Annotated in this window: 11 protein-coding genes; 6 read left to right on the forward strand and 5 right to left on the reverse strand. The window is 62.4% G+C overall.

Annotation, left to right across the window (positions count from 1 at the left end; all coding sequences use genetic code 11):
- The first annotated feature begins 11 nt into the window (after positions 1 to 11).
- The 6 genes from IPM06_00175 (at position 12) to IPM06_00200 (ending at position 7,791) form a co-directional block, all read left to right on the forward strand.
- Positions 12 to 2,579: a molybdopterin-dependent oxidoreductase gene (locus IPM06_00175; protein MBK8768827.1), complete on the forward strand. Its 2,568-nt coding sequence runs from the start codon at positions 12 to 14 to the stop codon at positions 2,577 to 2,579.
- 18 nt (positions 2,580 to 2,597) lie between these two features.
- Positions 2,598 to 3,266, forward strand: coding sequence for a 4Fe-4S dicluster domain-containing protein (locus tag IPM06_00180; GenBank protein ID MBK8768828.1), 669 nt, complete (start codon positions 2,598 to 2,600; stop codon positions 3,264 to 3,266).
- Position 3,267: 1 nt separating this feature from the next.
- Entirely contained in the window at positions 3,268 to 3,999 is a 732-nt protein-coding gene (locus tag IPM06_00185) for a molecular chaperone TorD family protein (protein MBK8768829.1), read from the forward strand.
- Between the two features lie 77 nt (positions 4,000 to 4,076).
- Positions 4,077 to 4,559: a hypothetical protein gene (locus IPM06_00190; GenBank protein ID MBK8768830.1), complete on the forward strand. Its 483-nt coding sequence runs from the start codon at positions 4,077 to 4,079 to the stop codon at positions 4,557 to 4,559.
- A complete protein-coding gene (locus tag IPM06_00195) occupies positions 4,556 to 6,418 on the forward strand; it encodes a HAMP domain-containing protein (GenBank protein ID MBK8768831.1) in 1,863 nt (620 codons plus the stop codon). The genes IPM06_00190 and IPM06_00195 overlap by 4 nt, the downstream gene beginning before the upstream one ends.
- A gap of 56 nt (positions 6,419 to 6,474) precedes the next feature.
- Positions 6,475 to 7,791, forward strand: a complete 1,317-nt coding sequence (locus IPM06_00200; protein MBK8768832.1) for a sigma-54-dependent Fis family transcriptional regulator — start codon at positions 6,475 to 6,477, stop codon at positions 7,789 to 7,791.
- 4 nt (positions 7,792 to 7,795) lie between these two features.
- Here the strand turns inward: IPM06_00200 and IPM06_00205 are convergent, their stop codons facing one another.
- From IPM06_00205 to IPM06_00225, 5 genes are all read right to left on the reverse strand, one after another.
- Positions 7,796 to 8,209, reverse strand: a complete 414-nt coding sequence (locus IPM06_00205; GenBank protein MBK8768833.1) for a universal stress protein — start codon at positions 8,207 to 8,209, stop codon at positions 7,796 to 7,798.
- A gap of 101 nt (positions 8,210 to 8,310) precedes the next feature.
- Positions 8,311 to 8,889: a sarcosine oxidase subunit gamma gene (locus IPM06_00210; GenBank protein MBK8768834.1), complete on the reverse strand. Its 579-nt coding sequence runs from the start codon at positions 8,887 to 8,889 to the stop codon at positions 8,311 to 8,313.
- Entirely contained in the window at positions 8,882 to 11,797 is a 2,916-nt protein-coding gene (locus tag IPM06_00215; GenBank protein MBK8768835.1) for a sarcosine oxidase subunit alpha family protein, read from the reverse strand. Before IPM06_00215 ends, IPM06_00210 begins: the two co-directional genes overlap by 8 nt.
- Entirely contained in the window at positions 11,794 to 12,081 is a 288-nt protein-coding gene (locus IPM06_00220) for a sarcosine oxidase subunit delta (protein MBK8768836.1), read from the reverse strand. Before IPM06_00220 ends, IPM06_00215 begins: the two co-directional genes overlap by 4 nt.
- 9 nt (positions 12,082 to 12,090) lie before the next feature.
- Positions 12,091 to 13,341, reverse strand: coding sequence for a sarcosine oxidase subunit beta family protein (locus IPM06_00225; protein MBK8768837.1), 1,251 nt, complete (start codon positions 13,339 to 13,341; stop codon positions 12,091 to 12,093).
- Positions 13,342 to 13,361 lie beyond the last annotated feature (20 nt).

Below are 13,361 nucleotides of genomic sequence, written 5' to 3' on the forward strand. Positions count from 1 at the left end.
CCTGCAGGAGAATGACAGTGACCTATCAAGCCAAAGGCAATCCCCTCCTCGGCCTGCTGAACCCCAACCGCCGCAAGGTGCTGAAAGGCGGTGCGGCGACGCTTGCGGCAGGACTCGTTCCCGGCGCACTGGCCACCAAGGCCAATGCTTTTGCCTACGAACCTTATCCGAAAGACGACGACCTCGAAACGGTCGTGACGAGTTGCGCCCACAATTGCGGCTCGCGCCACATGCTCGTCGCCCACAAGAAGGGCGACGTCATCGTCCGCCTGTCAACGGACAACGGCACCTACCAGGGTGATGCTTTCAACACCGACACGGAAGAAATGCCGCAGATGCGCGCCTGTCTGCGCGGACGTTCCTATCGCCTGCGCCTCTATTCACCCGAACGCCTGCTCTACCCCATGAAGCGCGTAGGCAAGCGCGGTGAGGGAAAGTTCAAGCGTGTCACCTGGGAACAGGCGCTCACCGATATTTCCGAACGCATGGTGTATCTCAAGAACAAGTTTGGCCCGACAGCCCTGCTCGACCAGAGCTATGCCGGTGCCTCCTATGGCGTGCTGCACAAGTCCGACCAGGTGGAAGGACTGCTGGGACGCTTCATGGGCATGTTCGGCTGCCGCACCTCGTCGTGGTCCATTCCCTCCTACGAGGGCACCAAGTTCTCGTCACGCACGACCTTCGGCACCATTCAGGACGGCAACGAGGACGATGCCTTCGCGCACTCCAAGCTCATCATCATGTGGGGATGGAACCCGGCCTACACCTTCCACGGCGGCAACACCTTCTACTACATGCGCATGGCCAAGCAGCGCGGCTGCAAGTTCGTCGTGATCGATCCGCAATATACGGACTCGGCCGCGGCCTATGACGCGTGGTGGATTCCGATCAAGCCGAATACGGATGCGGCCATGCTCGCCGCCATGGCCCACTACATCTTCACCAACAACCTGCAAGACCAGGCCTTCATCGACCGCTTCACGCAAGGCATGGACGCCGGCACCATGCCGCAATGGGCGCGGGGCAAGGAGAATTTCAAGGACTACATTCTCGGCACATACGACGGCCAGCCGAAGTCACCCGAATGGGCCGAACCCATTTGCGGCGTGAAGGCCGACGACATCAAGAAACTCGCCGACATGTATGCGACCACCAAGCCCGCGGCCTTGAAGGCGTCGTGGGCGCCGGGGCGCAACGCTTACGGCGAACAGTACAACCGCATGGCCGCCGCCGTGCAGGCCATGACCGGCAACATCGGCGTGCTGGGTGGCTGCTCGGAAGGCATCGGCAAGGGCTGGCACTCCGAGGCCGTCGCCTACCCCTACGACCAGTTTGCCAATGTGTGGTATGCCTCCATCAAGTCGGACCGTTGGGCCCATGCTGTGCTCAACTACCCCAACCTGAAGCGCGAAGACCTCGGACTGTGGCCGCGTGACGACCAGTTTGACGGCGTGATCCCAAACATTCGCGGCATCTTCTGGCAGGGGTCGGACTGGCTGAACCAGTTGACCAACATCAACAAGGAAATCCAGGCCATCCGCAAGCTGGACTCCTATGGCGACGGCGAGAGCCTGCTGGTGTGCATGGATTCCACCATCACGCCGACGGGCATCTGGGCCGACTATCTGCTGCCCATCGCCACGCACTTCGAGCGCCATGACGTGGCACTGCCCTGGTACAAGGGACACTACTACATCCATCGGCCCAAGGTGATCGAACCCATGGGTGAATCGAAGACCGACTTCCAGGTCTTCACCGAGCTGGCCTATCGCCTGGGCTTCGGCCCCGGCTACAATCCCAAGGCCAACCGCGATTACTTCCACGACAACACGGCAACGGACGAGGCCTATCTCTCGGACTGGTGGAACTTCAAGGTCATCCCCAACCAGAATCCCGGCATCGATTGGGCGACGTTCAAGCGGCGGGGCATCCACAAGTTCATCCTGCCGGAACCCCACGTGGCTTTCCGCGCGCAGATCCGTGACGGCATTCCCTTCGAGACGGCCTCCGGCAGAATCGAAATCCTGTCCACGGAACTGGCCCAGGTCACCGACTGGACCCGCACCCGCTACGGTACGGAAATCCCCTCCATTCCAAAATGGATAGAGCCATGGGAGTCGCTCAACAGCGAGAAGACCAAGAGCCATCCATATCACCTGATCTCGCCGCACCCGCGCTGGCGCACCCACTCGATCTTCAACAACATCCCGTGGCTGCGCGAGACCTTCACGCAGGAAGTGACCATGTACACGGGCGATGCCAGGAAGATTGGCGTCGTGACGGGCGACACCGTCGAGGTCTTCAACGACCGCGGCAAGGTGGTCCTCCCCGTCTTTGTCACCGAACGCTGCATGCCAGGCGTCGCGGTAATGCATGAAGGCGCATGGATGGACATCGCCGAGGATGGCACCGACCGCTCCGGCAACCCGGACTTCCTGACGCTGGACGAACCCAGCCCCGCCGGTGCCTTCGCCTACAACACGGTGCTGTGTGACATCCGGAAAACCGACCTGCAACACCGGCCCGGATGGGATGAGCTGGCCACGGCCCGCAGCTTCATCTTCCGGCGCGACCAGTAAGGCGGAGAGCAGACAATCATGGCTCAAGTTCTCGACAAGAAGAAAATTCGCGAAGCCGCCGCCAAGGTGAAGGCCGAAGGCTATGCACCGGTAACGCCCGACGTGCAGTGGGGCTTCATCCACAACAATGTGGACTGCATTGGTTGCCGCGCCTGCGAAATCGCCTGCAAGGACAAGAACGGCCTGGCACCCGGCCCGCGTTTCCGCCGGGTGCAATACATCGAAGGCGGCACCTATCCGGAGGTCTATGCCTTCAAGGTGAACATGTCGTGCAATCACTGTGCACAACCCGCCTGTCTGCCTACCTGCCCGACAGGCGCGATCTTCAAGCGCCAGAAGGACGGCATCGTCGATATTGATTCCACGCTCTGCATTGGCTGCCGCCGCTGCGAAGCCGCCTGCCCCTTCGGCGCGCCGCAATACGACCCCGACAGCAACACGGTGAAGAAGTGCAACATGTGCGTGGACGAAATGGACGCGGGCCGCCGCCCCTATTGCGTCATGGCCTGCATGATGCGCGTGCTGGACGTGGGGCCGATCGAGGAACTGCGCGGCGGAACCTACGAGACGAAGGCGCGCGGACCCAATGATGAAATCGTGCGCCAAGTGAAGAACATGGCCGACCCCAGCCTCACCAATCCCTCCATCGTCTTCGTGCCGCACTCCAAGGGCAAAGTGGAGAGCTGACATGGACAGTCCCGCCCCCCTCCTGACACTGGAACAGCGGCAGGTTCTCGCTGCCGCCGCCGATGATCTCGCGGTCCTCGCCCGCCTGCATGACAGCGAGCCGGACATGGAGATGCTGCAAAGCCTCGCCGCCGCACCTGCCGGCGACTGGTTTGCACTACAGGTGAAGGGCGACGGAATGGAACAGGGCTTGCGGTTGCTTGACGACGGCCTCTCCGATCTCTCCCCCAATTGCGTGGATGCGCTGTGGGTGGATTATGCCGATCTCTATCTCACCTTCGGCAAGCGCGTGGCCCCAAACGAATCCTATTGGCTCACCGATGATCACATCGAACGGCAGGGCCCCATGTTTGAGGTGCGGAACTGGTATGCGCATTACGGATTGACCGCTCCCGACTGGCGCAAGCGCGCCGATGACCATCTGGTGCATGAACTGGAATTCGTATCCACGCTGTTGCGCGACGCCGGTGGAACCGCGGCGCGCGATGCAGGCCGCTTTCTCGATCAGCACCTGCTGCTCTGGTCGAAAGATTTCCTTGGTGGCGTGGCCCAACGGGCAAACACCGCATTCTACAGCGGACTAGCACTCGTAACCGAAGCCGTTCTGCTCTCGGTCCGCGCGTTGCTGGAGGGCGTCACCGGCGAACCGCGCCAGGAACGGATCGCCGTCAACGCAGAGGAGGTCACGGAAACGGAGCGTCCTTTCATGCCCGGCGTGGAGCCCAGTTGGTGACATCCCCACTGCTTTGACACCAATCAAAGACAGGCCTGCCAATCCGGCAGCACAATCACGTTGGGAAAGGATGAGTCATGACAACACCCACGGCTGTCGCCGCGTGGCTTCAACCTGTCTTGGCGTGGCGCGATGCATTGCCTGCATCCTGTGCCTGCGCCGTCGTATTCCCCGGCTATCGTCCTGACCTGGTGCAGGCGATGGCCTCCGCGCTGCAGGCACGGCTGGTCGATTTCCGTAAACAGAAGATGGCGCCACTCGGTTGGCAGGCTTCAAATCTGGCACCCCGCGCACTCACCGAAACGGCCCATGCTGAAATGATCCATGGCCGTGACGTGGTATTGCACAATGCGGAGGCCATGCTTTCGCTCTTTGCCCGCGAAGTGCGTGAAGCGTGGTTTGCGGAGGCCGCCGCACAAGACTGGCCGCAGCGCCTCATCCTGCCGCTCACCCTCTTCGCCCACGATCTTCCTGCGCAAATGATCGGCCACGTCATCGAACTCACAGCCGCGGACCTGCCCTCCGAAGGACTTTTGCAGCGGCTTGCAGGCCTGGCATGACAGATCGTGTCCAGCCCACACTCGCACTGTTCGGATCGTCGCTGGGGCGGCGAATCCTGATGGTGCTCGCCGTGGTGCTGACGGCCTGTTCGCTGCTCTTCCTGACGCTGTTCGTGGTGGCACTGCGCAATCGCCTGATCGAAGGCCACGCGCGCATGGCAGCGCAACAGAGTTCGGTTCTGGAATTCGCACTCCGCAGCGCGGTGATGAGAAACGACGGCGGCGCCATAAGTGACGCAATCACGCGTCTTTCCCGCGAAGATGGCGTGACAGCCATCTCCCTCATCACCACCAACGGAGACATTCGCGCCTCATCTGATGCCAGCATCCAAGGAAAAACCTTCGCGGTGGTCAGCGGCCACGTCCTGCCCGTGCCGTGGCCGGAACGACCGCAGTTCACGACCACTGCCGCCGGCAAGAATGTGATCCGCAGTTTCACACCTGTGGGCGGCGCCACCGCTCTGGCTGACAACGGTGTTCTTGTGGTCGACCTTGATGCCGGGGATGTGGTGCGCGACTACTGGCGCGCAGGCCTGTTGCTGGCCGCGGCAGGCTTCGCTGTATTGCTGGCCGCCCTCTACGCCATCATGATGGCGGTGAAGCATCACGTTTTGCAACCCGTGGCGAACATCGCCGAAGCGGCCAGCCGCTTCTCGGACGGCAACCTTGAAGCCCGCACCCTGGTGCATGGCAGCGGAGAACTTGCCGATCTGGGCCAGCGTTTCAACGCCATGGCCGCCCATGTGGGCGCCAATGTGCGCGCCGTGCAGGCCAACGAACGCTTCGTCCAGGACGTGTTGGACGCGGCCCCCGACGGCATGCGCGTCATCGGCCCCGACTACCGCATCCTGAAAGTGAACGCCGCCTACTGCAGCCAGCTGGGAGTAACTCCGGACCAGGTTCTGGGTCTGCCCTGCTATCTGTCCAGTCACAGGCTCAAGGCGCCCTGCTCCCCGACGCTGGTGCCCTGCCCCATGGTGGAGCTTTCGGATCATGGCAAGAGCAGTGTGAAATGCCGCCATCGCCACGAGCGCGCCGACGGCAGCGAAGTGTTTGTTGAGGTTTCGGCTGCCCGCGTGCTGTTGGAGCAAGATGGCAAGTCCCTTCCCTGCATCGTGGAATCGATTCGCGACCTCTCCAACCAGGCCGAGGCGTCGCACGGCCAGCGCCTTGCGGAAATCGGCCAGCTGGCGACGGGCATCGCCCACGAAATCCACAATCCGCTCTGGTCCATCCATCTCGCCATGGAGGCGATGCGGAGCGACATGGCGGCCCGGGGCGAAGATGTGTCCGGCGAAAGCTACATCGCCACCGCCGACCGCGAGATCCAACGCTGCCTCGACGTGACTTCGCGCCTGCTGCGGGTGAGCGAACCTTCATCGCAGGAGAAGATGCTTCTCGATCTTGCCCCGCTGCTGAAGGACGTGATGTCCCTTCTCACCTACCAGGCGGCACAGGCAGGTGTGGCGACCACGCTCGATATCAAGGGCAATCCCCGCGCCATTGCCAATGAGAGCGATCTCGGCATCGTCTTTGTCAATCTCGCCCAGAATGCAATCCACGCCATGCCTAGGGGCGGCACCCTCACCGTTGTTGCGGGGGCCAGAAACGGCCGCGTGGGCGTGAGCTTCACCGACACGGGCGTTGGCATTTCCGCAGAGGACCGCGCACGCATCTTCTGGCCGTTCTGGTCCAAACGGGCCGACGGTTCCACTGGCACGGGTCTCGGTCTCGCCATCTGCCACTCCACGGTGGAACGCCTGAACGGTGAACTCACCCTCACCAGCACCGTGGGTGAAGGCAGCACCTTCCGCGTCACCCTTCCCGACCCTGATCATTCCGGAGACCCGCAATCGTGAACGACAGCCGCAAGAGGCAAATCCTCGTCGTCGAGGATGATCCGCCGCTCAACCGCATGCTGACAGACCAGTTGCACCGGCAAGGCTTTGCCGCCACCGGGGTGCGCACGCTCGCCGAGGCCGAGAAAGCCATCCAGGGTGCGGAGCCCGCACTCGCCATTCTCGACATCCGTTTGCCCGATGGTCAGGGCATCGAAGCTATCAGCCGCTTCCGCGAAATATGCCCCGTCATCATCCTCACGGCCTTCGGCTCCATTGACCAGGCGGTGCAGGCGGTGCAGGCCGGCGCTGCCGACTACCTGATCAAGCCCGTGTCCTCCGGCCGTCTCGACATCGCGGTGAAACGCGCAATCGAGACAGAAGACATGCGGCGCAAGCTCGAACACTTCGAGAGCAAGCACAAGGTGGCCGGTAACAGCCGCATGGTCGGTCTCAGTCCGGGATACCTGAAGGTGATGCAACTCGTGGGCCTCGTTGCGCCCGCGGATACAACAGTGCTGATCCAGGGTGAAAGCGGTGTCGGCAAGGAATTGGTGGCGGAAAGCATCCATCTCTCCAGTACCCGCGGCGAGCACCAACTGGTGACGATCGACTGCGCTTCGTTGCACGAGAACCTGCTCGAGTCCGAACTGTTCGGGCACGAGCGTGGCGCCTTTACGGGAGCGGACCGCAAGAAGGAAGGCCTGATCGAAGTGGCTGAAGGCTCTACTGTCTTCCTCGACGAAATCGGCGAAATCAGCCCGGCGATCCAGGCAAAGCTCCTGCGCGTGCTGGAAACCTCGCGCTTCCGCCGCCTCGGCGGCACGCGCGATATTTCCGCCAACGTGCGCTTCGTCACGGCCACAAACCGCAATCTTTCGGAGTGGGTGAAAGAGGGCAAATTCCGCGGCGACCTGTTCTACCGCCTCTCGCCCTTCGTCATCACCGTGCCGCCCCTGCGCGAACGGCGCGACGACATTCTCGTCCTTGCGCGGCACTTCCTCGAGTCGCGCAACTTCATGCGTAACGTTCGAAAGCATTTCCATGCCTCCACGGAAGCCCTGCTCATGGCTTATGATTGGCCCGGAAACATCCGCGAACTGCGGAACGTGGTGGAGCGAGGATTGCTGATGTCCGCCGATGATGGCACGATCTGGCCGCGCCACCTGTCGCTACCGGAAGCAGGCGAAGCGGGCCCGAAGGCATTTTCGCTGGACTTCGACCATTCACCGTCGATGGAGCAACTGAAGGACGCCTATATCGAACGCATGCTGCAGGCCCATGGCGGCAACCGCGAAGCCGCCGCCCGCGCCATGGGCGTGAGCGCCCGCAATCTCTACCGCCACATCGCGGACAAGAAGGCGGGCCGCCACATGGCGGACGCGATGAACTGAGGAGTTAGCGGGCGACAGTGACCGTGCAATGGGCCCGGCTTGCCACATCGGCTGCGACGGACCCCAACATCAGGCGCGAAACACCGTGCTTGTCGCCCGTGCCACAGATGATGTGGTCATAACCATTGTCTTCCGCGTACTGCACAATGGCCGCCGCCGCTTCCCGCGCCTTGAGGGACACTTCCTCGACCGTCTTCACATTGGCGGCGCGGGCGATGCCGGCGGCTCCATCCAGAATCTTCTTCACCTTGGCATCATCCATCGACAGGATGAGCGGACCGCGCGCGCCGCCACGGGCGACATTGACGGTGCAAATGGCCAGCGGCACACCCAGGCGGCTGGCGAGCGTCGCGGCGAGTTCAACCGCGTGCTGTGAATGGACGGTCCCATCGGTGGCGCAAAGGATCTTGGTCGTCATGTCAGTCTCCTTGTCTGTCGTCGGTTTTGAATTGCAGGAACTTTCAATCACCCCCGGTAAAGACGCATTGACGCTGATCAACAGCCACAGATTTTCGTCCGTCAACGGACGAGGTAGCCAAACTCCTCCGCCTGTTCCGACAGCCACTCCCAGAAGCTCTCGGAAAAGCCACGGAACACCGACAGGTCAAAGGTGTCGTCACCCACGCGCGTAAGGTGCACACCAACATGGGCCATCTGCGTCAGTGCCGATTTGCCCACAGGAAAGACATCAGGATGGAGGTCAACCGGCGTGCCCTTGGCCAGCACCGTCCGCGCCCTGTCTCCGGCGATGCGCAGGACAACCCGACCGTGGCTCTGGTCCGACACCGACGCGATACCGGCGAACATCATCGACAACTCTGCGGCAAGCACCCCCTCGCCCCGGCCTTCCGCCTGGACAGAATACTGGTCGGGTCCCGCCCACAGGACGACCGCACCCTTGTAGTTTGCCAGCCCATCCGCAAGGGCCTTGGCCTTGCCCTTTCGGGCGATCACCGTGACGATCGACAGGGGATGCCGCACCGAGAGCGTGACACCCGGCTGTCCCTTGTCCGCCCCGAAACGGCCCTGCACCGTCACATCCGCCAGCGGCGACAAGCGGTTGAAAGTGGGTTCGGTCGCGCGTGCTGCCTTAGCCATGGAGCCTCGCATTCTCCTTGTCGAAATGCATGGGATCGCAAATCTCCGCCAGCATGTGGATGTTGCGCAGGCCATCAAACACCTGCACCACCTCGCCAACGCGCTTGCGGCCGTCTTTCAGCAGGGCGAGGCCGAGCCACATCTCGAGCATGGGCGACCACGCCACTGAGGTGATGTAGCCCTGGTCATTCGCCATGGAGGGCTTCGTGCCGCGCGTGAGCAGATGGGACCCGGAGCGCAGCTTGTCCGCCTTGTCCACCGGACGTATGCCGACGACGCAGGGACGCGACGGATCGGTGAGGCCCTCGCGGCCCGCCATCATGCGGCCGATGTAATCCTTCTTCGACGACATCATCTTGCCGAGGCCAAGATCTGCCGCCGTGGTCGTGCCGTTCAACTCGCCGCCCGCCACATGGCCCTTTTCGATGCGCATGATCGAAAGCGCCTCCACGCCATAAGGTGTGATGCCGAATTCATCGCCCGCCTGCATGAGGGAGCGCGCAACCATGCTGCCGAAATCGGCCGGAACGGCGAGTTCGTATGCGTGCTCGCCGGAGAAGGAGATGCGGAAGAGCCGCGCCGGCATGCCGCCCAGGATGGTGATCGGCAGCACCGCCAGGTAAGGCACCGTCGCGTCGCTCAGGACGAGGCCATCGACTATCTTCTGCAGCGTGGCCCGCGACTTGGGACCCGCCACCGCCATTTGCGCCCACTGCTCGGTGACCGAGACATATTGAACATCGAGATCGGGCCACAGCGCCTGATGGCAGAATTCCATGTGGCTCATTATCTTCGCGGCGTTGGCCGTGGTCGTGGTCATCACGTAGCGATCATCCGCCAGCCGCGAAGTGGTGCCGTCATCCATGACGATGCCATCTTCGCGCAGCATCAACCCGTAGCGCGCCTTGCCAACCGCCAGCGTGGAGAAGGTGTTGCAATAGAGCTTGTCAAGGAACACGCCGGCATCGCGGCCCTGAACGTCGATCTTGCCCAGCGTCGAGACATCGCAAAGTCCAACGCCACTGCGGGTGGCGAGGACCTCACGGCTTGCGGCGGCAAGCCAGTCCTCTCCCGCGCGCGGAAACCACGAGGACCGCATCCACAGCCCTGTCTCCACAAACACCGCACCCAGTTCATCGGCCCAGTCATGGAGCGGCGTCTTGCGAACGGGCTGGAAGTGATGCCCCGTGAAGGGCCCCGCGAAGGCACCGAACGAGACCGGCGTGTAGAAGGGCCGGAACGTGGTGGTGCCCACCTCTGAGATGGACTTGCCTGTCGCTTCGGCAAGGATGGCAATGGCATTGATGTTGCCGAGCTTGCCCTGATCCGTGGCCATGCCCGTGGTGGTGTAGCGCTTGGCCAGTTCAATGTCGGTGTAGCCTTCGCGCGCGGCGAGCGGCAGGTCCTTCGCGGTGGAATCGTTCTGGTAGTCGATGAAGGCCTTGCCGTGGCTCTCCTTCACCCACCACAACGGAGAGATGGAATAGGCTTCGTCGCGGCATTTCGGTAACGCCGCCGCCTTGCCGCTGGTACCGGCGCGGGCTCCATCAGCGAGGCATTCGGAGAGCAGCATGTGGCCTGCGGCAGAACCGGCCGCCACGAATTGCGGTCCCACATCCGGCGGCACGAAGGCCGCGATGGCCTCGTTCCACACCGGCTTGGCCCCACGATGGCACATGAGGTTGACAATGGGCGACCAGCCCCCGGACATCGCCACCGCATCGCAGGACACGTGTGTGCCATCGGTAAGTTCGGCGCCATTGACCAGCTTGCCGCCCGCCACGTCGGCCAGCGCACGGCCGCGCAACACGGGAACGCCGCCAGCATCAGCCTTCGCGTCGGCACGGCTATCCACGATGACGGCAACATTCACGCCACGGGCCTTGAAATCCCGCGCCGTGCGATAGCCGGAGTCATTGTTGGTGAAGACCATCACGTTGCGGCCTGCAGCTGCTGCGTAACGGTTGGCGTAATGGCGCATGGCGGATGCGGTCATGACACCCGGCACGTCGTTGCCACCGAAGGCAATCGGACGCTCTTCCGCTCCGGCCGCCAACACCGCTTTCTTGGCAAGGATGCGCCAATAACGCTGCCGCGGCTCGTAGGGCGATGGTTCGGAAACGTGATCGTTCACACGCTCAACCGCGCCGAAGATGTTGCCGTCAAACCAGCCGAACACCGTGCTGCGCGGCATGAGCGTGACATTGGGCATGGAGGCCAGTTCGGCGATCACGCCTTGCGACCAGTCGAAGCCGCTCCGGCCGTCGATCTCTTCCGTCTCGAACAACAGTGAACCGCCGAGGCGCGATCCTTCATCGACAAGAATGACGCGGGCGCCGCTGCGCCCCGCCGTCAAGGCCGCCATCAGGCCGGCGGGTCCTGAACCGATCACCAGAAGGTCGCAATGGGCGTAGGACTTCTCGTATTTGTCGGGATCGGGTTCCTTCGAGGCCGTACCGAGCCCCGCAGCCTTGCGAATGATGGGCTCGTAGATCATTTCCCAGAACTTCGCGGGCCACATGAAGGTCTTGTAGTAGAAGCCCGCCACGAACATCTTGGAGGCAAGCCCGTTCAGGGCACCCACATCGAAGTTCAGGGACGGCCAACGGTTCTGGCTGTTCGCAACCAGTCCATCATACAATTCGATCATCGGTGCGCGGGTGTTGGGCTCCTTGCGCCCGCCCTCCCGCAGCTCAACCAGCGCATTTGGTTCGGCAGCACCTGCTGTGATGACGCTGCGCGGACGATGGTATTTGAACGAACGGCCCATCAGCGTCACGCCGTTGGCGAGAAGTGCCGACGCCAGCGTATCCCCGTGGTGCCCGGTGAAGCTCTTGCCGTCGAAACGGAATGTCAGCGTGCTGTCACGATCGATGAGGCCACCGCGGTCCAGACGGAAGGAGGTCATGCGCCAGCCCTCCCGCGTTTTTTCGCATAGTCGCGCGCTGTCACCACGGCCAGAACAGTATGGGTTTGCGTGTTGCGCGTGACAACGAGCCAGGCCCGGCATCCGCCGGAATGATGGGTGTATTCATCGAAGGGTCCGCGCGGATTGTCGCGCAGGTAGACGAAGTCGAACCACTGGTCCATCGTGGCCGGATCATTCGACGTCGGGCGCTGCGGCTTGGCATCGCCGAGGAAGGTGAATTCCTCGACAGGACGGGGGCCGCAATGGGGACAGGTGATCAGCATGGTCTCATCTCAGTGCAGGTTGGGCATCGCGCCCTGGCCTTTTTCGTCGATCATGTAGCCGTGGCGGAACCGGTCCAGCCGGTAGGCCGCGTTGAGCTTGTGCAACTCGTTCCTGGCAATCGTGTGCGCAAAGCACCAGCCGGAAGCCGGCGTTGCCTTGAAGCCGCCATAACACCAACCCGCATTGAGGTAGAGACCGTCAATGGGTGTCTTGTCGATGATGGGCGAGCCATCCATGGACATGTCCATGATGCCACCCCAGGAACGAAGCACGCGGACCCGCGCCAGCGATGGGATCATGGCAACGCCTGCTTCGATCACGTGCTCCACCATGGGCAGGTTGCCGCGCCGCGCATACGAATTATAGCCGTCGATGTCGCCGCCGAACACCAGTCCGCCCTTGTCGGATTGCGAGACATAAAAGTGTCCGGCACCGAAGGTCACGACACCGTCGATGTAGGGCTTCAGACCCTCCGAGACGAAGGCCTGCAGGACGTGGCTCTCGATCGGGAGCTTCAATCCCGCCATGGCAGCCGTTTCCGACGAGTTGCCGGCCGTGGCGAGGCCAAGCTTCTTGCACCGGATGAAGCCTTTGTTGGTATCAACGCCCACCACCTTGCCGCTCTCGATGCGGATGCCGGTGACTTCGCAGTTCTGGATGATGTCGACACCACGCGAGTCGGCACCGCGCGCATAGCCCCAGGCCACCGCGTCGTGACGCACCGTGCCACCGCGCCGTTGCAGCAGTCCTCCCTTGATGGGGAAGCGCGGATTGTCGAAATCAAAGAACGGGTACATCGCCTTCACGTCGTGGGCGTCGAGAAGCTCGGCATCGACGCCATCAATGCGCATGCCATTGCCACGGCGCGCGAAGGCGTCGCGCTGCGCATCTGTGTGGCAAAGATTGAGCACGCCACGCTGCGACACCATGGCATTGAAATTGAAGTCCTGCTCCAGGCCTTCCCACAACTTCATTGACCATTCGTAGAAGGGATTGTTGCCGGGCAGCATGTAGTTGGAACGCACGATCGTCGTGTTGCGTCCAATATTGCCGGACCCGAGCCACGACTTCTCCAGCACCGCCACATTGGTGATGCCGTGTTCCTTGGCGAGATAATAGGCGGTGGCGAGACCATGCCCGCCGCCGCCCACGATCACCACGTCGTAATCTTTCTTCGGCTCGGGCTCACGCCAAGCCGGCTGCCAGTTCTTGTGTCCCGACAGCGTATTCTTGAGAAGTGAAAATACGGAGTACTTCATTCTTTTCTGTTTCTCTCCAT

This window comes from Hyphomicrobiales bacterium, assembly GCA_016710435.1.
GTDB lineage: Bacteria > Pseudomonadota > Alphaproteobacteria > Rhizobiales > Aestuariivirgaceae > Aestuariivirga.